Genomic DNA, 21,233 nt, shown 5'->3' on the forward strand with positions numbered 1-21,233 from the left:
GTAAATGTTTGGTAATACATGGAGCATAAAAAAACGGCGCGGTGACGAAGCGGAGAAACCCTTCTGGATTTCGTATGCTGATCTGATGACGGCAATGATGGTGCTATTTCTGGTTGTCATGGTTGCTTCGCTAAGTTCGGTTACTCAACGCATTCAGAAAGCAGAACAAGGCGAAAAAACACGTGGGCAGGATATTACGCGATTGTGCGAGCGCCTTGAACTCCATGCCCGTAATCTAAACAAAACCATTGTGGTAGATTGTCACGATAATCGTATCAGTTTTGGCGAGGCTGGCCGCTTCGATCACAATCGTTTTTTCCTCAATGCAGAAGGACAAAAGGCATTGCAGGATGTCGTCCCTCTGGTGCTTGAAGCTGCCGAAAGTGAAGAAGGCAAAAAGTGGTTTAAGCAAATTGTTATTGAAGGATTCACCGATACCGACGGTTCATATCTTTATAATTTGCATCTTTCTTTACAGCGTTCTGAATGGGTAATGTGCAGCCTGCTAGATAGCCGCAGCCCTCTGCAAAAAAACATTACCATCGAGCAACAGCTTCAAATCCGTAAGCTTTTCTTGGCAGGTGGTGTTTCCTTTAATAATGCTAAAGAGAGTAAAGAAGCCAGCCGTCGTGTTGAGTTACGTATGCAGTTCTTCGGGCTTAAAGATAAACGCGATGGGGATGAGACGGTGGACTTTCCTCCTGTAATAAATAAAGAAGTTTGTCAGTTGGTAATGCCGCAATGACCTCAGCATTGAATTCGCTTTCACAACGTATTACTGCGGCTCTCTCAGTCACCCAGCAGAGTGAAACTTTTTTGCGAAATGACTTTGATGCATTGACGTCAGCAGGAATAGAAATGGAAAAAAGGTTTGATAAAGCCGATAAAATCCCCGCTCCACCACATGAAATTCGTCTAGAGGCGCTACGTCGTCTTCGCCTTGCCCAAGAACTCAGCGGGCGAGACTGGCGGATGATATTTTATGGGCTTGCCGATAATGATCCGTTATATCCTAACCAACCGATACTGCTGGAAGACGACACGCTCTTTCCAAAAGTAGATAGTAAAATTAAAAAATGCATCGCATCAAATAATCTTAAGCGCAAGGATTGGGCTGCACTTTGTGCAAGCTACTTTGCCTACCAGAATGAAACTCCTGAACAAAATCCACACTGGTGCGTACTACGTGGTCATATAGCACAGGGTTACCTCGTTGTGAAGTCGGCCATAAGGCGAGAAAAACCCTGGATGAAAACCATAGAATTTTATCACGATATTTTTACCCCGCAGGCAGGCGGCGTTATCTCCAGACAGTTACTTGCAGGTGAGCATAACTCACTCTCATCGTTGGAAAAGATCGCTCAAATTCATGACAGCAGCTGGTTGTGGAAACGTATTTTTACCGTGCTCCTGGCACAGCTTGATACTATGGATGACCCAGAATATCTGGATAAAATCAGCTGGCTGTTAGATCTGGCAGCGCAATGGGTTCGCTTTCGGAATGACATTATAAGCGCAACCCTTACTCGCTATTACCATTCAACATATCGTGATCAGGCTCATTCCGCATTGAAAGTAGCTGCACTAGAATATTGGGATAACCCACAGCTAAAAAGCCAGCAGAATAAATGGTACCAATATGTTTCTGAACCCGTTGCAGGCATGGTTCGGAGCTGGCTGGCAAAACAAGATTTGATGCATTTCTTCGAGTTGTTGCGTGGAAACGGCGATGTAGATCAAGCCCGCCTCTTTTACTGGCTCAGGTTTGCAAATCAGATGGGCTTCACCCGTATCGTGATGGGAACCGATGCCTGGCGCGATCGCGGAAGCGACTTTGCGAAATTCCGCGAAGAAAACAAGGGACGGTTAAGTTACCTGCGAGGCGGACGTAATCTTGATAATGCCATGATTATGCAGATTAATGATTACTTATTTGTTGAGTTTTCAGGAACAGGGAATGCAATGTATGCCTATCGAGTTGGCCAGGCACCATTTAACCCAGAATCTGACACTTTCGACATTAATCTTCAGTTAAAAGATCAAAATCAAAAACGTTGCATACTGAGGATGCCTCATATGCCACGTGCTGAAGGATATAGCAAAGCTCATATCACGGGCTGGATGTTGAAATATGATGATGAGTTACGCAAATTAGGTATTCACTGGCTGGCCGAAGAACCTGTTAAATTTATTGAGAAACAGAAGTCTTCTTCTATTTCTTTCTCCAAAGTAAAAATTATTAACCCACAGCGGGATACTGCTATAGAGCGTCTTGTAGAAAATGTCCCCTGTATCGTTAGCGATAACCGGCAAAAAGGTGGAGTGCTGTCCGTCCAGCTTAATACCCCTGACGACGCATTAGAAAGAGAGTTGTTACGATTAGGCTTTTCACCTGTAGCCAAAGAACCCCGTCGTTACTGGATAAAATAATGCTGAAACGCCTGTTAAGTAAACTGACGGGAGACCGTCAGCAGATAGAGCGCCACCTTAAAGATAAATATCAGGTTGAGGAAAACGGGCTCAGCTTTTCACTGTCTCTGGTTGATGATTCGCAGCTCTGGGCACTGGCATCCTGGCTTGAGCAACTGGCTGAAGAAGACTATCTGATATCGCTGACAGACCGGTGGCTGTTGAGTTGGGAGGCATTATATTGCCTGCTGGAAGATGAAGATCATGCCAGTAGCCTGCCACTTATCGGCGTACCTGAGGTACTGCCGTTACGCGCAAGCTTGTGTTCACGTGGTGCGTTAAGCGATAGCGATTTTCGCGTCTGGATTTCGCAATGGGCTACGGTCCCAGGCCGCAAGCCAATCCGTTTTAGTCGTCTCGGTGCCATACTAACCCATGATAATCAGCAATATCTGTTATCGAGGGAAAACTGGGCACTCTTACAGGCAATAGAACAACTCAGTGTGCAGCAAATTCAGATTCCCGGCGAAACCACTAACCAGCTGGGCTGGGCCGCTATACGCAAATGTGCGAAACAAGCTGGCGCAAAATTTGATGATTATTTAGAAAAAACGCATGTCGTCAAACCGACTTCATTGTCATTACGTCTGCGTAAAGCAACCGTTGCGGATACCGCGGTTATCGAAATTGAACCTCATTTCGAAGACCAGCCCGCTAACTGGCTGAGTAATTTTGACAAGAACTCGCAGGTTCACGATAGCTACCGGATTCCCGGAGAGAATGGTGAACTCAGCCATGTCATACTCGCTCCCGAAGTAAAAGAGGTCTTGAATTCAATTCATTCGATTCCAGGTCGGAGAGTAGCCGGAAGTGAAGCGCTTTCTTTTGTCCGCAATCCTTATGCATTTTTAGGTGAAGACGCAGCCAGCGTTATTGCACCAGAAGAGCATGAAAAAGCATTATTTAACGCCAGAATTTTCTTTCATCATTTCAGGTTAATACCTCAATGGAATCCATATAATAAAATTGCGGATATTACCCTTGTACTTGAGCCTATATCACCTGTTCCCCAGCCAGAAATTACTTTTGTGTTCTCCGCCCCCTGGGAGCTGGAAAAATTCGTACAGCAACTCGGTATTAGTGTCGCTGCACAGATGCCTGCAGGTTCATGGCAAGGGTACGAACTGGAGTTAAGTCAGTTCACAGAACAACAGTGGCACGACTGCCAGGCTCTCCTGGCTCGCTGGCAGCAAGAAATTGAAGGGAAAGAATTTAGCGATGTGCTGGATATTGCGAAATATGGTGACCGGGTAATTGGCATCGGTGAGTTTGAAAAAATTTCCTCGCCCTGGCTGACGAAAGCGCAAAGTGAAAACTGGCTTCCAGATGACATCGATTTTTCCGTGTTTGCAGTCGAAACGCTGACTGATTGGCAACCTGAAAATCTTCACCATTTCGATGAACTACAGAAGAGAATTAATCAGGCTGAAGCTGCTGGTGAAACGCATATTACTGCCCCCTGGAATGACAGCGAATTACCGCTGGATACCGCAAAAATCTTTAGTAAAAAATGGGGAAAAAAGCAGAGCGCTGCGAATGGATCTGCGGGCAATATTGTAGATAAACCAACCCGAGCCGTACTAAAAATTGAGCAAAATATTGAAGAAGCTGCCTACATAAAACAGCGCCGTAATTTACTTCTCAGTGCGCGTAATGCAGAACCTGAAATTCCGCTCAGTCTCAAAGAACATATCCGACTTAAAGATCATCAACGCGAAGGTCTCGCCTGGCTTCAGCAACTATTCATCCGTTCACCAGAGGAAACCGCAGGTTGCCTTCTTGCGGATGATATGGGGCTTGGGAAAACACTACAAATTTTAAGCTTTTTGGTATGGTTCATTGAAAAATTCCCGCAAGAGCCGCCAAGTCTTATTGTTGCGCCTGTTTCTCTTCTTGATAACTGGGAACGTGAGCTGGACAATTTTTTCTACACAACAGGTGTTCCGGTTTTGAAGTTGTATGGCGAGACCATTAAAGCATTGAAATATCCTAAACAAGCTATTCCTGCTCATCTGCAATCTCAGGGGATCAAGAACCTGCTTAAACCAGGCTGGCAAGGTGAGTCGAAAATCGTACTGACGACCTATGAAACACTTCGCGATCAAGAGTTTTCTCTGGCACGCCAGTCCTGGTCTATTATGGTATGCGACGAGGCGCAAAAGATAAAAAATCCTGCAGCACTAATCACACATGCCGCTAACGCGGTACAAGCGAGATTTAAAGTGGCTTGTACCGGCACACCGGTCGAAAATACCCTTGTTGACCTGTGGAGCTTGTTTGATTTTGCCCAGCCAGGCTTGTTAGGAGCGCTAAATGAATTTGGTAAACATTATGTGCGTTCTATAGAGAACGAAGCTGGACGAGATACTGAACGGCTGGAAACTTTGCGCGCGCTAATAGAACCTCAGACTTTACGCCGCACTAAAGAAGAGGTTGCTCGTGATTTACCCCGGAAAATTGAAGTGGAAAGCTGCAAACAGTTGATATTCTCCGGTGTTCAAAAAAAGCTCTACCTTTCGTCTGTTGCAAACTGGCAACAGCAACAAGCCTTTAGCGAAGAGATGCAACAGGCCGGAACTGGTATGTTAGGTTTGTTACACAAGCTGAAACTCATTTGCGCGCATCCCGCAGTCGTTGATCCAGCCCCTCATTTTCGGGACAACTCTCCCAAACTTAATTGGCTGCTAAAAAAACTTGCGGAAATAAAAGCAACCACAAAAGACAAGGTTATTATTTTTACAGAGCTTCGTGATTTACAGCGTGAACTTCAACATGCGATATACCAAAAATTTGGTTTCCGACCGGTTATTATCAATGGTGATACCAGTACTAAAAGTCACAGTCAAAACAGCCGCCAGCGCCTGATAGATAATTTCCAGTCTCAACCAGGGTTTGGAATAATCATTCTGTCTACGGTTGCCGTAGGTTTCGGCGTTAATGTACAGAAAGCTAATCATGTTATTCATTTCACGCGATGCTGGAATCCAGCTAAAGAAGATCAGGCAACGGATCGGGCGTACCGAATTGGGCAAACTAAAGATGTATATGTTTATTACCCTACAGTGAGAGATCCTGAAATCACCACTTTTGAAGTAACGCTTGATGAACTTCTTAAGCGTCGACGCGCGCTGGCCAAAGATATGCTATGTGCTGCACCAGATTTAAGCAGTACAGACTTTGAGGATATACTTAAAGGAACTTAGTCTATTTTTATATGCTGCGCAGGGATGGTCAGAAAAAGATGTAAAAGAGATGGTCATAGAATACGTCATCAGAAAGCCAATGTTGATTGAGCGCCTCGTCCCTGCCCGTATCCTGTTTAAGCAGCGCAGGAAATATATTCAGACTGAAATCGACCGGCTCTGCGCTGGGCTGGATAGCGCCATCTGAATATCGCTTCCTGGCGAATGCCACTTTAGCTGTTCAGGTCACGCGCTGAGCGTAACCTTTCCTGTTTTACCGCCCCACGCATTCAGCGGCGGGGCTTTTAAAGGGTGATCCGCTTGAAACCGGCGCAAGCCGCCTCAAAAACGACTGCGCCGGTCAAAAAAGAAAATCAGAGTTCCTCTAACGCCTTAACCACCGCGTCGGGCATAGAAGGTCTGCCGTTGACCAGACATGTGGCGACGAAGGTTGCTTCCGCATAGGTCGCGCCATTCACGCGGATCTGCTGAGCGAAGTTGACCCTGTTACGTTTGACGTTTTTTTCAAGCTGGCAGGTCACTTCCACGGTGTCGCCTTTTTTCAGGCTCTGGCGAAAACGCAGAGAATACTCCAGCACCATGTACAGTCGCCCCTGCTTAAACTCCTCTTCGATATCAATCCCCAGCGCTTCTTTCATAAACGCGTGGCGCGCCCATTCCATGTAAAACGGGTAATAGAGCCCGTCCACGACGCCCTGAAAATCGATATGGTTTTCATCAACCTCATAAATTTTGCTGAACATCTCTGCTCCTGATTACGGGCCACTGCCCCTGCCTGGTTTAACGTGTGTTTGTGCATATTGCGTTGATTCTAACGCGTAACCGCGCGTAAGGCTTCAAGCGCTGAAGGAGAGATATTCGTCCGGTCCATGCAGGAGGGCCGTTTTCCTGTAAGGAAAATTACGAAGCGTATTGCGTTCAACGTTGCCCTGACGCGTAGCTTAAGGGCATCCGGGTGCCCCTTGCCAGCTATCAGGACTTTCACGAGATAATCTTGCCGCGCTGATACGCCGTAAAATAATGCCTCAATAAAGCCATCGTCCGGCTTTTGCAGACTCGATTAACATAGATATGGTTAATGGCTCAGGATCTTTTATTTCCACCCGCAATGCACGAGGGCGTAAGCAATTAGGCCACATACCTGTTTCAGGAGGCCAGTATCTTAAAAAATCAAAGCCCGTATCATCCACAGAAAACCGGTTAAAATAGTCCTTCATAATCTCATCTCCCGTCTCTCGGGCCCACGGATAGCGGCCTGTGGTGAGGCTGGTTTCAGGCGTCAGCGGTATTTTCTTGCGCAATAGCCCAGGGAGATTCCACTTTTCGTCATACCATTCCAGAATGGCTGTTGTGGTTTTCTCGTTCAATTTCATAATGATCCCATTTATTTTTAATAATGTAAGAAATTATCATCGTTTGATATTTTTCGTCATAAGAGTTGATTTTAAGCATCCCTCATGACTGACCCAAATACCCGAGCAATATTCCCAATTAATTACTATTGCAAACTACCACTAATTTCTTCTCATCAAACAAAAATATCATCTCCAAAATTGAATGGAGACTGAAAGATGGCTTATATAGCAGTAACACCCCGCGCTTATATTAGAAAATCCGTAGGAAATGGCCAGTGTGTCGCCTTTGCTCAGAGAGCAGCAAATATGCCGCATACGGTTGCGTGGCGACGCGGAGCGTTGGTTAAAGGAAACAAAAATATCGTTCCTGGAACAGTGATAGCGACTTTTGATGGAAACAACCATTACGGTAATCATACAGATGGTCGTTCGCATGCCGCCATCTATCTCGGGCAGGATGCGAATGGCATTCAGGTTCTGGATCAGTGGATAAAACATGATGGCGCGGGAATGTCTATACCCCCACCCCGTCAGCCAGCGTACAATTTATTTTCGGCATGCGCCGCGCGCGGAAAACAACGGGGATAATTATTATGTCGTGGAATAAAATATTACTGCTGAGTACGGCTTTATTTATCTTTTCTGGCGCTGCCTGTGCCGAAAAAATAACATGCCCGAACACGTTACCGAATGCGTTAATCACGCACCGTTTAAATGATGCCAGCCTTTTTCAGGGGCCGCCGGAAAAACAGGGCGAGCTGATGCCTGATAATGACAACCGTATAGTCTGGACGCTGAAAGAGTATCAGTCTTACGGAAAGAAAATGGGTTTACCGCTCTGGCTGGTATGCCGTTATGAAAACACCTCTAAAACCGTTGAATTAAAGGTGCCGGATAGCGCGAATCAATGTAAAGCCATATCAGGGGAGAATAGCACCCGGTTTTACGTATTTTGTGAATAACGCCTTCCCGCCCCGCCTGGCGAAGAAGAGTAACGCCCGTCAGCGAACCGATAAAAAAAGCGAGAGGGTATTATCCCGTCCCGCTTTTATATAAACACCGCGCTTTTCAGAACGGACTTAAATTTACTTCGCCAGCTCCTGCAACGTGCGCAACTGCGCGACCGCCTCCTGCATCGCGTCCATCCCTTTCGCGACAACTTTCAGGCGGCCCAGGCTCTGGGCGACGTTTTCGCGTTCTTCGCTGGTCTGCTCGCTCATCGAGGCGATACGATCCGCGGCTTCGATACTGCGGTCCGCCATAGTCTGGGTCGCGCTGACCGTTTCTGTGGTGACCTGGCGAATACGCGCTATCGTCTCAACAGACTCGTTGATGCTGTGCGCCGTTGCCTCCGCCTGCTCGCGTGACAGATGCGCCAGACGGCGCACTTCGCCCGCCACCACCGCGAAACCGCGCCCGGATTCCCCAGCTCTCGCGGCTTCCACCGCGGCGTTGAGCGCCAGCAAGTTGGTCTGATCGGCGATAGAGCGGATCCCGCTGGTGATTTTGGTGATCCCCGCCGAAATGGTCTCCAGATCGCTTAAGCCCTGCTCCAGCCTGTCCTGCGCGTCACGGGTGTCGCGCGCGGCATTGCTCATGGAGCGGATATTCCCCTGCGCGATATCCAGCGTTTCGGTCTGCTGCGACGTTGCGTGCTCCAGCAGCGGCAGCGTGGAGAGCAGCGGCGACAGCTCCTGCTGATAGCTGATGACCTGCTCAATCACCTGCGACTGCATACGGTGCATCGCCTCCCAGCGGCGCAGCGTGCGTTGCGCGTAGTGTGCCGCGTAAGCCGCGTATTCCACCGGGAACTGGCTCATCGCCTGATTGGGCTTATCGAAAAACACCAGCGCGGAGAGCGTCTGGTTGATAGGCACCCCAAGAATTTCGCCAAAGCTTGAAAAGCCCGCCGCCGGGATCTTGCGAAAGAAATCGGCGCGCGGCAGCGTTGCCAGGTTGTTCATCCGGCGCAGTACGCAGTCGTTAAGCAGCATCCCGGACGGTTTACCGTAACGGCGCGTGAACGCCTGCCAGTCGTGCTCCGTGTGCGCGACAAAATCGGTCGCTTTCATCAGATACAGCCTGTCGCCAAACTCCAGATCGCAGAAAAAACGGATCTGTGAGGATTCTATCTGCGCCACGGAACGAATAAAGAAGTCATCGCCCACTTTTACCGCGAAGGTATACCCCTCCAGCGCCTGCGCCAGCTGATCCGGTTTGCAGTTGAGCTGGCTTGCCAGATACGACGTAATGGGCTGTTGATGATCCTTTGCGTCGAACAGCGACGTGACGGTACGCGCGACCGGATCGGCCTGCGCCACCAGCCAGCTTTTGTCGGTCGGCTGGAAGTTCTGGCTTTTAAACGGCGCGAAAGATTTACCCGGTGCCATTTCACACAGGATGACAATCGCGCGCCCATCCATCATCCGGCCATTGACGCTCATCCAGGTGCCGCTGAAATCGAGCTTGCCGCCCGCCGCCCCGCCAACCGCGAGGCACGGGAAACGCCCGGATTTATACCAGGCCTGCATCAGGAACCCTTCCGAGGCGGCAAGCCCATCGCAATAGATCATTGCAAAGGTGCGGTCTGCGCTTAAAGACATCTTCACGTCGAGTGCGCTGAGATCGCGTGAAATTGCCTGCACGCGCTGTACCGCGCCCGGAATGCGGGTATGAAGATCGACAGAATGCACTTCGTGGCGGCCGATCAGCCCTTTGGGCAGCAGCAACCAGCTCCCCTCGTCGCTCTCCAGAGAGCAATAGACCGTCGCTTTATCCTGCTGGCACAGCGTGCCGGTGGAGGAAAGCACCAGTACGGTGCGTTCCGGCGTGGCGAAGCGCTGCCAGACCTGACTGACAGCATGAAAATCCGCGTTGGGCGGTACAAATACCATCAAGATGCCCGGCTTATCCGGCACGCCCGCGTCACGTAACGATGTAGGTAATTTATTACAGCGATACACACCGCTACGGGGGCTTTGCGCCGAAAATGTCCGTCCTGGACCCGTGATTAATGTTGACAGGATCCCCATGGTGGCCTCTTTTTATCTCTATTTTTCAAGTTACTCAGAGAAAAACGCCTCTCTGCCCCTCTGTTATCGGCAAAAGTTTCGATTAAAACAGTTCATTCGCTAAAATATTGTTAAGCGTGAGTAAATCCGCACGTTTTGTATGCAATTAAAATACAACACAGCGGTTAAATCGTGAGCGGTTTCGCAGTAGGGTTGAAACGGGAAAATGGCGGGCAAAAATGGCAGAAATCATGCATAAAAAAACCCGCCATAGCGGGTTTCTTAAAAGAGGGATTAGTTTTTGGTTTGCACCCAGAAGGCGTGGATGAGCCCCGGGAAATAGCCCAGCAGCGTCAGGAGGATGTTAATAAGGAACGCCCCACCGACACCTTTCCCCAGCAGTACGCCAAGCGGCGGCAGAATGATGGTAAAAATGATTCTCCAGAATCCCATAGTTACTCCTGTAGTTTTTTGCAGGTGTTGTAAGTGACTTATTTTTATTAAGTTTAGTCGCTGAAACATAAAGCGCCACCCGCCATACAGGACTTTACCTGGCCTAACGCGGCTATACAGAAGATAAGTTATTAACATTTTGCCAACAAAGCGCGGGATTGCGGTTGTCGGTGAACGCGGTGGTGGGCTACTGTTACAGAAACCCTATGAATAAAGGAGGTCATGATGTTTGCAGCAGGCGATATCGTTCAACCGCGTCTGGGCGGCCCGAAACTGAAAGTTATCGAAGTGCATGGCGATCAGATTGTCGCGGTGCGCCCGGATGATGAGCAGGGTGAGAAAGTCACGCTGAAAGCCGCCGATGTGGCGCTGTATAAAGAAGACGGCGATTTCGGGGTGTGTTGATCTGCGGCCGCGCCGGTTGTGAGTGCGGTAGCGGCGTTTCACGGTGGGTGCGCTTCGCTTACCCACCCTACGGTTTTACTCTATAAAGAAGACGGCGATTTCGGGGTGTGTTGATCTGCGGCCGCGCCGGTTGTGAGTACGGTAGCGGCGTTTCACGGTGGTGCGCTTCGCTTACCCACCCTTCGGTTTTACGTCTGGCGGATAAGCGAAGTGCATCCGCCTTACATCTTCTGCCCCGCATTCTCTCTGAACGCCTGTTCACTCAGCCTGTGATAAAACCTCAGGACAGCTTTAAGCCACTGCTGAACCTCGTTCTCACTCCACTGCGCGACCGGGCGCGCCTGCGCAGCGCTGAAAGGCGCGCGAAGCATATGCAGCTCGCGCTGCAGTGCTTCTGGCAGCGCGGCGGGCGATATGTCGATAAGCGATTCAAACCAGAATCGCCGCAATTTTTTGCGCAAATCGCCTTCTCGAACGAGCGCCATAATGCCCCGTTCAACCTGATATAACACGTCGCTGATTGCGTCCATGATGATAGTTAATCCCCGTAGAAAGCATGACGGGCATTATCCGACAGCACGCACAGAGTTGGGCTGAATAAAGGTTAAACCTGTTTTACGGCGGGCTAATCATATTCATCGCACCGATAAATCCCTCCCATGGCACCTGCCTGCACTTCACGCCAGAACAGCATAAAAAGCTGCCATTTTCACGCAGACGCTATGGAAAACTCCACGACAAACCCAAAAACCTCTGGCAAAAAATTCTCTGCCGCAGGCGGAGCAATACGTTTGCCAGAGAAAAAATAACTCATTGAAACTAAATATAAAATGATAACGGGCGCGAAAAAATAGCGAAGCGCCGCACGTTTTTGAATTTACAGAGGATTTTATGGACAAAGCGGCGATAAATAAAAATTTATCGCTAATTGAAAGCAATAAGCCAGCCATATACTCTATCATCAACGCAAAATGCAAGGCATATCGCCAGCATAGCCTTTACCTTCCCGTTTTCCCTGTTGATAAGCCAGGAGCTTAATTCGATGTTTTCGCCGCATTCTCGCCTGCGTCACGCCGTAGCGGACACGTTTGCCATGGTAGTGTATTGCTCCGTCGTGGGGATGATGATTGAAATATTCGTCTCAGGAATGAGCTTCGAACAATCGCTCTCGTCACGCCTGGTGGCGATCCCGGTCAATATGGTGATTGCCTGGCCGTATGGCCTTTACCGTGACGCCGTGATGCGCCTTGCCGCGCGCATGGGTAAGGGCCGCCTGGTGAGAAATCTGGCAGATGTTATCGCCTACATTACCTTTCAGTCGCCGGTGTATGCCGCCATCCTGCTATTTGTGGGCGCGGATATCCCGCAGATTATCACCGCGGTAAGCTCCAATATTGTGGTGTCGATGATGATGGGGGCGGCCTACGGGTATTTCCTCGATTATTGCCGCCGTCTGTTCCGGGTAAGCTCCGCTGCGCCGGTCAGCGCGCAGGCCTGAGAAGGGACGGTTTACTGCGGTTCGCCAAATAAGCCGTTCAAATAACGCTCCAGCGCCATGCGGGAGCTGAATCCCAGCGGGATGCCGTAATGCTCCTGCGCGTCCCCGCCAAGCCACAGCGGAAACTGCTGGTAGTGATCGCAGGTTTTCATTTCTGAAGCCGGGTCCGCCAGCGACTGGCTGCGCTCTCTGAGCGTCGGGTGAATAACCAGCGCCGTGCGCCCCATCCGCGCTTCACGATTCACATAGACATAATTCTCGCCGCGACGATAACCATAAGTTTTTGGCGTCACCACATCCATGGTAAATCCGGCTTTCTCCAGGACGCGCGCCACCTCATCGGGTCGTAAATACATAAATTTTCCTCATCTGCTTCAGCTGCGGGGAAACCTTACATTAGGAGGAATAGCAGGGCTTTCGGAAAAGTCCAGAAACGCCTCCTGACGGCCCCACGCGCCGAGACGGCTCACATTTTGTTCTATACTGTTATTAAGTAAACACAAAAGGGAGAGCGTTATGTTTAACCGAAATACCCGTAGTGACGTGAACGCTGGTGTGGATGAGATTAACCAGGACATTAGCCGCCTTGCCGATACGCTGGAAGGCGTACTCAAATCCTGGGGCAGCGATGCCAAAGGCGAAGCGGATGTGGCGCGCCGTAAAGCAGAATCGCTGCTGCGCGAAACCCGCGCCCGTATGCACGGGAGAAGCCAGGTTTCTCAGGCGGCACGTGACGCGGTCAGCTGCGCGAGCACATTTGTGCGCGAGCGCCCGCTGAGCAGTCTGGGTATTGGCGCAGCGGTCGGGATCTTCCTCGGCGCGCTGCTGATTACCCGCCGCTAACCTCTGAAGCACGGTTCAATGCCTCTTCCCCGGCGCTGCCGGGGAACGGCGTCTTGTAAGTCTCTTCTCTGCCCTTCTTCCTCTCAAAAAATCTTTCTTGTGCCTGAATGGCGTCCTGCCTGAATGGCGTCCTGCCTGTGTCTGCGCGGCGTTGACACGCCTTTCTCCATAAACCCTATATATTGCGTAGTTGAAACTTATTATAACTACATCTAGTATCTTTCTTATCAGACAACCCCAATCTTCACTGCCTCGCTGTGGGGATCTTAATCTATTGATGAGAATACGAATCATGCGCATAACTATTTACACAAGAAATGATTGCGTCCAGTGTCACGCCACTAAACGCGCGCTGGAAAGCCGCGGGATCGCGTTTGACACCATCAATCTCGACGAGCAGCCGGAAGCCATCGACACGCTGCGCGCGCAGGGTTTTCGCCAGTTACCGGTCGTGATGACCGATTCCCTGAGCTGGAGTGGTTTTCGCCCGGACATGATTAACCGCCTGCGCGCGGACTCCCTTGCGGCGAACGCATGAGCAGGCTCATTTACTTCTCCAGCCGCTCGGAAAACACCCACCGGTTTATCGCGCGTCTGGGGCTGCCGGCGGCGCGAATTCCGCTGGAAGACCGCGAGCGGCTACGGGCAGACGAGCCTTACATCCTGGTGGTGCCAACCTACGGCGGTGGCGGCACCGCCGGTGCCGTACCGCGCCAGGTGATTCGGTTTCTTAATGATGAACACAACCGCGCGCTGCTGCGCGGGGTGATTGCCGCAGGCAACCGTAATTTCGGCGAAGGGTTTTGTCGCGCTGGCGACATTATCGCCCATAAATGTCAGGTGCCGTTTCTCTATCGCTTCGAGCTGATGGGCACCGGGCAAGATATCGATAACGTGCGTAAGGGAGTGAGCGAATTTTGGCAACGACAACATTAACCGGCGATGCCGTGCTGCAAACGCCGCCGGACTATCACGCGCTGAACGCAATGCTCAACCTTTACGACGCCGACGGACGCATCCAGTTTGAGAAAGACCGCGAGGCGGTGGCGGCGTTTATGACCGCGCATGTGGCACCGCGCTCGGTGACGTTTCCCGACACCCACGCGCGTCTGGCGTATCTCGTAAGCGAAGGCTATTACGATGAGAATGTCCTCAAACGCTACGACGCGGGTTTCGTCGCCGGGCTGTTTGATGAGGCACAGCGCTACGGTTTTACCTTTAAAACATTTCTCGGCGCGTGGAAGTTTTACACCAGCTACACGCTGAAAACCTTCGACGGCAAGCGCTATCTGGAGCACTTCCCGGATCGCGCCTGCATGGTGGCGCTGACGCTCGCCTGCGGCGATGAAACGCTGGCGCGCCAGATCCTCGATGAAATCTTAAGCGGCCGCTTCCAGCCCGCCACGCCCACATTCCTGAACTGCGGGAAAAAGCAGCGCGGCGAACTGGTCTCCTGCTTCCTGCTGCGCATTGAAGATAATATGGAGTCTATCGGCCGCGCGGTAAACGCCGCGCTCCAGCTCTCCAAACGCGGCGGCGGCGTGGCGTTTTCACTCTCGAATTTGCGGGAAGCGGGCGCGCCGATTAAGCGCATCGAAAACCAGTCCTCCGGCGTTATCCCGGTGATGAAAATGCTGGAAGACGCCTTCTCTTACGCCAACCAGCTCGGCGCGCGCCAGGGCGCGGGTGCGGTCTATCTGAGCGCGCATCACCCGGATATCCTGCGTTTTCTCGATACCAAACGTGAAAACGCCGATGAGAAAATCCGCATCAAAACGCTCTCGCTTGGTGTCGTGATCCCCGATATCACCTTTGAGCTGGCGAAAGCCAACGCGCAGATGGCGCTGTTTTCGCCCTATGACGTGGAGCGTATTTACGGCAAGCCGTTCGGCGATGTCAGCGTCAGCGAGATGTATTCACAACTGGTGGAAGACGAGCGTATCCGCAAGCGCTATATCAGCGCCCGCGAGCTGTTCCAGCGCCTGGCGGAAATTCAGTTTGAATCCGGCTATCCGTACATCATGTTTGAGGATACGGTGAACCGCGCCAACCCGATTGCCGGGCGCATTAACATGAGCAACCTGTGCTCGGAGATTTTGCAGGTCAACAGCGCCTCCACGTTTGATGAAAACCTTAATTACGCGACCACAGGCCACGATATCTCCTGCAATCTCGGCTCGCTGAATATCGCGCATACCATGGATTCGCCCGATTTCGGCCGGACGGTGGAGGTGGCGGTACGCGCGCTGACGGCGGTGTCAGACATGAGCCATATCCGCAGCGTGCCGTCGATTGAAGCGGGTAACGCCGCATCCCACGCCATCGGGCTTGGGCAGATGAACCTGCACGGCTATCTGGCGCGCGAAGGCATCGCTTATGGCTCGCCGGAAGGGCTCGATTTCACCAATCTCTATTTCTATACCGTCACCTGGCATGCGCTGAACACGTCGATGAAACTGGCGCGCGAGCGCGGCGAGCGGTTTGAAGGGTTCGAAGCGTCGCGCTACGCGAGCGGCGAGTACTTTGACAAATACCTTACGCAGACATGGACGCCGCGCACCGCGCGGGTCGCAGAATTATTCGCGCGTGCGGGCATTACGCTGCCGACGCCAGAGATGTGGCGCGCGCTTCGCGACGACGTGATGCGCCACGGGCTGTATAACCGCAATCTCCAGGCGGTGCCGCCGACCGGCTCTATCTCGTATATCAACCATGCGACGTCAAGCATTCACCCGATCGTCTCAAAAATCGAAATCCGCAAGGAAGGCAAAATCGGCCGCGTCTATTACCCCGCGCCGTTTATGACCAACGAGAATCTGTCGCTCTACCAGGATGCGTATGAAATCGGCCCCGAGAAGATCATCGATACCTATGCCGAGGCGACGCGCCATGTGGATCAGGGGCTGTCGCTGACGCTCTTTTTCCCGGATACCGCCACCACGCGCGATATCAACAAAGCGCAGATTTACGCCTGGAAGAAAGGCATCAAGACGCTCTATTACATTCGACTGCGCCAGCTGGCGCTGGAAGGCACCGAAATTGAGGGCTGCGTCTCCTGCGCCCTGTGAGGAAACACCATGATCCGTTTAAGCCGTATTAGCGCCATTAACTGGAATAAACTTCAGGACGAGAAAGATCTGGAGGTGTGGAACCGGCTCACCAGCAACTTCTGGCTGCCGGAAAAAGTGCCGCTCTCAAACGATATTCCGGCCTGGCAGACCTTAACGCCCGGCGAGCAGCAGCTGACCATCCGCGTTTTTACCGGGCTGACGCTGCTCGACACCATTCAGAACGCGGTGGGCGCGCCCGCGCTGATGGCCGACGCGCTGACACCGCACGAAGAAGCGGTGCTCTCAAACGTCAGCTTTATGGAGGCGGTACATGCGCGCTCGTACAGCTCGATTTTCTCCACGCTCTGCCAGACGCCGGACGTGGACGCCGCCTACGCCTGGAGTGAAGAAAACGCGCCGCTGCAACGCAAAGCGCAAATTATCCTTGCGCACTATCGCGATGACGATCCGCTGAAGAAGAAAATCGCGAGCGTATTTCTGGAATCTTTCCTGTTCTACTCCGGCTTTTATCTGCCGATGTACTGGTCGAGCCGCGGCAAGCTCACCAATACCGCCGATCTGATTCGTCTTATCATTCGCGACGAGGCGGTGCATGGGTATTACATCGGCTACAAATATCAGCAGGCACTGGCGCAGGTGGACGACGCGCGCCGCGAATCGCTCAAAACCTTCGCGCTGGATCTGATGATGGAACTCTACGATAACGAGCTTGCGTACACCGAGGCGCTGTATCGCGACGTCGGCTGGGTGGACGATGTCAGCGCGTTTTTGTGTTACAACGCCAACAAAGCGCTGATGAATCTCGGTTACGAGGCGCTGTTCCCGCCGGAAATGGCGCAGGTGAACCCGTCGATTCTGGCCGCCCTCTCCCCCGGCGCCGATGAAAACCACGACTTTTTCTCCGGCTCCGGCTCGTCTTATGTCATGGGCAAAGCGGTGGAAACCGAAGACGAAGACTGGGATTTTTAATTCGCCCTCAGGTGCAAATAATTGCTATAAATTTCGCAGAATTATTTGCTGCAAAATTGTAAAATCCACGAAAATATCTCTGCGACATTCCTGACTGCTATTTCCGGACTCTCACGGGTGAATCACGCCGATTCACCCGCCATTTCGACACCTGGCCGCAAAAATATCACACTTCATTCATTGCCGCTCAGCCCAGCAATAGCGGGAAATAATCGCCACTCAACGACGCAATTCACCTCACATTGCGGAAATTGAGGGTTGTCTCAGAATCTGAGTATGCTAGGGTATGCCCCGGTAACTATTTCCTGCAGGAATCATCTTAACGGCAAAATATAACAGGACTCACGCTATTGCATGGCAATTAAATTAGAAATTAAGAATCTATATAAAATATTTGGAGAGCACCCACAGCGGGCCTTTAAATATATTGAACAAGGGCTTTCAAAAGCCGAAATACTGGAAAAGACCGGGCTGTCTGTCGGCGTAAAAGACGCCACTCTGGCCATTGAAGAAGGCGAGATATTTGTGATCATGGGGTTATCCGGCTCGGGTAAGTCCACTATGGTTCGCCTTCTCAATCGCCTGATTGAACCCACCCGCGGCCAGGTGCTGATTGACGGCGAGGATATCGCCAGAATATCTGACGCCGCGCTGCGCGAGGTGCGCAAGAAAAAGATAGCGATGGTATTCCAGTCATTTGCGCTGATGCCGCATATGACGGTTTTAAATAATACCGCCTTCGGCATGGAATTAGCTGGCGTGCCGCAAAAAGAGCGTCAGGAAAAAGCGCTTGACGCTCTGCGCCAGGTCGGGCTTGAGAATTACGCCCACGCGTATCCCGATGAACTTTCAGGCGGAATGCGCCAGCGCGTCGGGCTTGCGCGCGCGCTGGCCATTAACCCTGACATCCTGTTAATGGATGAAGCCTTCTCGGCGCTCGATCCGTTAATTCGCAGCGAAATGCAGGATGAATTAATTAAGCTTCAGTCGCGCCACCAGCGCACCATCGTGTTTATTTCCCATGACCTGGATGAAGCCATGCGAATTGGCGATCGCATCGCGATTATGCAAAACGGCGAAGTGGTGCAGGTCGGCACGCCGGATGAAATTTTGAATAATCCGGCGAACGATTATGTGCGCACGTTTTTCCGCGGTGTCGATATTAGCCAGGTCTTTAGCGCGAAAGATATCGCACGCCGCAGCCCGGCGGGCCTGTTGCGTAAAACGCCAGGCTTTGGCCCGCGCTCGGCCATCAAGCTGTTGCAGGATGAAGATCGTGAATTTGGCTACGTCGTCGAGCGCGGCAACCGCTTTGTCGGCACCGTGTCTGTCGATTCCCTGAAAGCGGCGCTGGCGGCAGGCCAGGGGCTGGACAGCGCGTTGCTGGAGACGCCCGCGGCGGTGAGCGCCGACACGCCGTTAAGCGAACTGCTCTCACCGGTTGGGCTCGCGCCGTGCGCCGTCCCGGTCGTCGGCGACGAGCAACAGTATGTGGGCGTTATCTCAAAAGGGGTATTGCTGAAAGCTTTAGATCGCGAGGGGGCCACCCATGACTGACCAGACGCAAAATCCGTGGGATACCGGCAGCGCGGATGCCGCCGCGAACAGCGCCAGCAGCGCAGACGCCTGGGGCAGCCCGACGCCTGCGCCGGAGAGCGGCTCTACCGACTGGCTGAACAGCGCGCCCGCGCCTGCGCCTGCGCCCGAGCATTTCAACATTATGGACCCGTTCCATAACACGCTGATTCCGCTCGACCGCTGGGTAACGGAAGGCATCGACTGGGTGGTGACGCACTTCCGCCCGCTGTTCCAGGGCATTCGCGTGCCGGTGGATTACATCCTGAACGCCTTCCAGCAGCTGCTGCTGGGGATGCCCGCGCCTGTCGCGATTATCCTTTTCGCGCTGATCGCCTGGCAGATTTCCGGCGTGGGTATGGGTGTTGCGACGCTGGTGTCGCTGATCCTCATCGGGGCAATCGGCGCCTGGTCGCAGGCGATGGTGACGCTGGCGCTGGTGCTGACCGCGCTGTTGTTCTGCGTCGTGATTGGTCTGCCGCTTGGGATCTGGCTGGCGAGAAGCCCGCGCGCGGCGAAAATTATTCGCCCGCTGCTGGATGCGATGCAGACGACGCCCGCGTTTGTTTATCTGGTGCCGATTGTGATGCTGTTTGGCATCGGCAACGTGCCGGGCGTGGTGGTGACGATTATCTTCGCCCTGCCGCCGGTGGTGCGCCTGACGATCCTCGGGATTAACCAGGTGCCGGAAGATCTTATCGAAGCGGCGCGCTCGTTCGGCTCCAGCCCACGCCAGATGCTGTTTAAAGTACAGTTGCCGCTGGCCATGCCCACCATTATGGCGGGAATTAACCAGACGCTGATGCTGGCTCTCTCTATGGTCGTGATCGCCTCGATGATCGCCGTCGGCGGGCTGGGCCAGATGGTACTGCGCGGTATTGGCCGCCTCGACATGGGGCTTGCCACGGTCGGCGGCGTAGGGATTGTTATCCTCGCCATTATTCTCGACCGGCTGACGCAGGCCGTGGGCCGTGACGCCCGCAGCCGCGGCAACCGTCGCTGGTATGCCAGCGGCCCGCTTGGTTTTATCACCCGTCCATTCATCAAATAAAGCGCTGGCGGCGCAGGCCGCCCGCTTTCCCTCATCTGAATAAAAGGAATAACGATGCGACATTCTGTTCTTTTCGCCACAGCCTTTGCCACACTCGTTACCACCAGCACCTTTGCCGCCGACCTGCCCGGCAAAGGCATTACCGTCCAGCCGGTGCAGAGCACAATTTCCGAAGAGAGCTTTCAGACACGGTTAGTGAGCCGCGCGCTGGAGAAGCTCGGCTATACCGTGAATAAAACCAGCGAAGTGGATTACAACGTCGGCTACACCTCGATTGCCTCCGGCGACGCTACTTTTACCGCCGTGAACTGGCAGCCGCTGCATGACGATATGTACGCGGCCGCAGGCGGCGACAAGAAGTTTTACCGTGAAGGCACCTATGTGACGGGCGCGGCGCAGGGGTATCTGATTGACCGTAAAACGGCCGAGAAGTATCACATTACCAATATCGCGCAGCTGAAAGATCCGAAACTCGCGAAGCTGTTCGACAGCAACGGCGACGGCAAAGCGGACATGATGGGCTGTACGCCTGGCTGGGGCTGCGAGGCGGTGATTAACCATCAGAACACGGCGTATGGCCTGCAAAACACCGTGACCGTGAACCACGGCAACTACGCGGCGATGATGGCCGATACCATTGCGCGTTATAAAGAAGGTAAACCGGTGCTCTATTACACCTGGACGCCGTACTGGGTGAGCGATGTGCTGAAGCCGGGTAAAGATGTGGTGTGGCTGCAGGTGCCATTTTCGTCCCTGCCGGGCGAGCAGAAGGATATCGACACTAAACTTTCAAACGGTAATAACTTCGGCTTCCCGGTGAATACGATGCACATTGTGGCGAACAAAGCCTGGGCGGAGAAGAACCCGGCGGCGGCGAAGCTGTTCGCGGTAATGAAGTTGCCGATTACCGATATCAACGCCCAGAACGCGATGATGCACAGCGGCAGAGCGAGCGAGGCGGATATCGAAAGCCATGTGGATGGCTGGATTAAAGCCCACCAGCAGCAGTTCGACGGCTGGATCAAGGAAGCGCTGGCCGCGCAGAAGTAAGCGCTTTGCGATGAGAGATAACACCCGCCACCCGGCGGGTGTTTTTTTAATGGCGGGTGTATTTTTAACGGCGGGTGCGCTTCGCTTACCCGCCCTACAGGTAATATCGCGTCTTCCGGGTGGGTGTCTTGTTTTAACGGCGGGTGCGCTGCGCTTACCCGCCCTACGTGTAACATCGCGTCTTCCAAGTGGGTGTCTTGTTTTAACGGCGGGTGCGCTGCGCTTACCCGCCCTGGGGGTAACATCCCTTCTTCCGGGTGGGTGTTTTGTTTTAATGGCG

22 protein-coding genes are annotated in these 21,233 nt (G+C 52.5%); 15 read left to right on the forward strand and 7 right to left on the reverse strand.

Annotated features, from left to right (window positions below; translation table 11 throughout):
• Positions 1 to 4 precede the first annotated feature (4 nt).
• From zorB1 to zorD, 3 genes are read left to right on the forward strand one after another with little or no spacing between them, the layout of a single operon-like run.
• The gene (gene zorB1, locus ACUW6V_RS08140) at positions 5 to 745 is read left to right on the forward strand and encodes a type I Zorya anti-phage system protein ZorB1 (RefSeq protein ID WP_004386112.1); all 741 of its coding nucleotides are present in this window, start codon (positions 5 to 7) and stop codon (positions 743 to 745) included.
• Positions 742 to 2,430, forward strand: coding sequence for a type I Zorya anti-phage system protein ZorC (gene zorC / locus ACUW6V_RS08145; protein WP_007870296.1), 1,689 nt, complete (start codon positions 742 to 744; stop codon positions 2,428 to 2,430). Before zorB1 ends, zorC begins: the two co-directional genes overlap by 4 nt.
• The gene (gene zorD, locus ACUW6V_RS08150) at positions 2,430 to 5,672 is read left to right on the forward strand and encodes a type I Zorya anti-phage system protein ZorD (RefSeq protein ID WP_454038231.1); all 3,243 of its coding nucleotides are present in this window, start codon (positions 2,430 to 2,432) and stop codon (positions 5,670 to 5,672) included. Before zorC ends, zorD begins: the two co-directional genes overlap by 1 nt.
• Positions 5,673 to 6,025: 353 nt before the next feature.
• Here zorD and ACUW6V_RS08155 read toward each other — a convergent pair whose 3' ends face one another.
• The gene (locus ACUW6V_RS08155) at positions 6,026 to 6,415 is read right to left on the reverse strand and encodes an acyl-CoA thioesterase (RefSeq protein ID WP_454038232.1); all 390 of its coding nucleotides are present in this window, start codon (positions 6,413 to 6,415) and stop codon (positions 6,026 to 6,028) included.
• A gap of 282 nt (positions 6,416 to 6,697) precedes the next feature.
• Positions 6,698 to 7,045: a DUF1493 family protein gene (locus tag ACUW6V_RS08160; RefSeq protein ID WP_014728194.1), complete on the reverse strand. Its 348-nt coding sequence runs from the start codon at positions 7,043 to 7,045 to the stop codon at positions 6,698 to 6,700.
• A 198-nt stretch (positions 7,046 to 7,243) separates the two neighbouring features.
• Between ACUW6V_RS08160 and ACUW6V_RS08165 the strand changes: the two genes are divergently transcribed.
• Entirely contained in the window at positions 7,244 to 7,615 is a 372-nt protein-coding gene (locus ACUW6V_RS08165) for a BPSL0067 family protein (protein ID WP_454038233.1), read from the forward strand.
• Positions 7,616 to 7,620: 5 nt separating this feature from the next.
• Positions 7,621 to 7,989: an STY0301 family protein gene (locus ACUW6V_RS08170; protein ID WP_454038234.1), complete on the forward strand. Its 369-nt coding sequence runs from the start codon at positions 7,621 to 7,623 to the stop codon at positions 7,987 to 7,989.
• Positions 7,990 to 8,112: 123 nt separating this feature from the next.
• Here the strand turns inward: ACUW6V_RS08170 and ACUW6V_RS08175 are convergent, their stop codons facing one another.
• Positions 8,113 to 9,990 (reverse strand): methyl-accepting chemotaxis protein, encoded by a 1,878-nt coding sequence (locus tag ACUW6V_RS08175; protein ID WP_032987812.1) that lies wholly within the window; start codon positions 9,988 to 9,990, stop codon positions 8,113 to 8,115.
• A 342-nt stretch (positions 9,991 to 10,332) separates the two neighbouring features.
• The gene (locus ACUW6V_RS08180; RefSeq protein ID WP_004386461.1) at positions 10,333 to 10,491 is read right to left on the reverse strand and encodes a YqaE/Pmp3 family membrane protein; all 159 of its coding nucleotides are present in this window, start codon (positions 10,489 to 10,491) and stop codon (positions 10,333 to 10,335) included.
• Positions 10,492 to 10,716: 225 nt separating this feature from the next.
• Between ACUW6V_RS08180 and ACUW6V_RS08185 the strand changes: the two genes are divergently transcribed.
• Positions 10,717 to 10,896, forward strand: a complete 180-nt coding sequence (locus ACUW6V_RS08185; protein WP_004386460.1) for a hypothetical protein — start codon at positions 10,717 to 10,719, stop codon at positions 10,894 to 10,896.
• Positions 10,897 to 11,117: 221 nt separating this feature from the next.
• Here the strand turns inward: ACUW6V_RS08185 and ACUW6V_RS08190 are convergent, their stop codons facing one another.
• Positions 11,118 to 11,426, reverse strand: coding sequence for a hypothetical protein (locus ACUW6V_RS08190; protein WP_454038235.1), 309 nt, complete (start codon positions 11,424 to 11,426; stop codon positions 11,118 to 11,120).
• Positions 11,427 to 11,573: 147 nt separating this feature from the next.
• Positions 11,574 to 11,846, reverse strand: coding sequence for a hypothetical protein (locus tag ACUW6V_RS08195; protein ID WP_158684988.1), 273 nt, complete (start codon positions 11,844 to 11,846; stop codon positions 11,574 to 11,576).
• 92 nt (positions 11,847 to 11,938) lie between these two features.
• Between ACUW6V_RS08195 and ACUW6V_RS08200 the strand changes: the two genes are divergently transcribed.
• Positions 11,939 to 12,394, forward strand: a complete 456-nt coding sequence (locus ACUW6V_RS08200; RefSeq protein ID WP_097569692.1) for an L-alanine exporter AlaE — start codon at positions 11,939 to 11,941, stop codon at positions 12,392 to 12,394.
• Positions 12,395 to 12,405: 11 nt separating this feature from the next.
• On the opposite strand, the gene ACUW6V_RS08205 is transcribed toward ACUW6V_RS08200, so the two are convergent.
• Positions 12,406 to 12,750 carry a DUF2002 family protein gene (locus tag ACUW6V_RS08205; RefSeq protein ID WP_004386457.1) on the reverse strand — a complete coding sequence of 115 codons (345 nt, stop codon included), beginning with the start codon at positions 12,748 to 12,750 and terminating at the stop codon, positions 12,406 to 12,408.
• Between the two features lie 160 nt (positions 12,751 to 12,910).
• On the opposite strand from ACUW6V_RS08205, the gene ACUW6V_RS08210 reads away from it, so the two are divergent.
• The 8 genes from ACUW6V_RS08210 to proX all read left to right on the forward strand — a co-directional run bounded on the left by ACUW6V_RS08210 (position 12,911) and on the right by proX (position 20,953).
• The gene (locus tag ACUW6V_RS08210) at positions 12,911 to 13,237 is read left to right on the forward strand and encodes a DUF883 family protein (RefSeq protein ID WP_004386456.1); all 327 of its coding nucleotides are present in this window, start codon (positions 12,911 to 12,913) and stop codon (positions 13,235 to 13,237) included.
• Between the two features lie 292 nt (positions 13,238 to 13,529).
• Complete coding sequence (gene nrdH, locus ACUW6V_RS08215) at positions 13,530 to 13,775, forward strand: glutaredoxin-like protein NrdH (protein ID WP_004386455.1); 246 nt, start codon at positions 13,530 to 13,532, stop codon at positions 13,773 to 13,775.
• Positions 13,772 to 14,173: a class Ib ribonucleoside-diphosphate reductase assembly flavoprotein NrdI gene (nrdI, locus tag ACUW6V_RS08220; protein ID WP_004386454.1), complete on the forward strand. Its 402-nt coding sequence runs from the start codon at positions 13,772 to 13,774 to the stop codon at positions 14,171 to 14,173. Before nrdH ends, nrdI begins: the two co-directional genes overlap by 4 nt.
• Positions 14,174 to 14,184: 11 nt before the next feature.
• Positions 14,185 to 16,305, forward strand: coding sequence for a class 1b ribonucleoside-diphosphate reductase subunit alpha (nrdE, locus tag ACUW6V_RS08225; RefSeq protein ID WP_454038340.1), 2,121 nt, complete (start codon positions 14,185 to 14,187; stop codon positions 16,303 to 16,305).
• A 12-nt stretch (positions 16,306 to 16,317) separates the two neighbouring features.
• Positions 16,318 to 17,277, forward strand: coding sequence for a class 1b ribonucleoside-diphosphate reductase subunit beta (gene nrdF / locus ACUW6V_RS08230; RefSeq protein WP_029463830.1), 960 nt, complete (start codon positions 16,318 to 16,320; stop codon positions 17,275 to 17,277).
• Between the two features lie 354 nt (positions 17,278 to 17,631).
• Entirely contained in the window at positions 17,632 to 18,834 is a 1,203-nt protein-coding gene (gene proV / locus ACUW6V_RS08235) for a glycine betaine/L-proline ABC transporter ATP-binding protein ProV (protein WP_032987821.1), read from the forward strand.
• Positions 18,827 to 19,903 (forward strand): glycine betaine/L-proline ABC transporter permease ProW, encoded by a 1,077-nt coding sequence (gene proW / locus ACUW6V_RS08240; protein WP_454038236.1) that lies wholly within the window; start codon positions 18,827 to 18,829, stop codon positions 19,901 to 19,903. Before proV ends, proW begins: the two co-directional genes overlap by 8 nt.
• Before the next feature lie 54 nt (positions 19,904 to 19,957).
• Complete coding sequence (proX, locus tag ACUW6V_RS08245; RefSeq protein WP_007894633.1) at positions 19,958 to 20,953, forward strand: glycine betaine/L-proline ABC transporter substrate-binding protein ProX; 996 nt, start codon at positions 19,958 to 19,960, stop codon at positions 20,951 to 20,953.
• The last annotated feature ends 280 nt before the right edge of the window (positions 20,954 to 21,233 follow it).

The organism is Cronobacter sp. 153480017-3 (assembly GCF_053627815.1).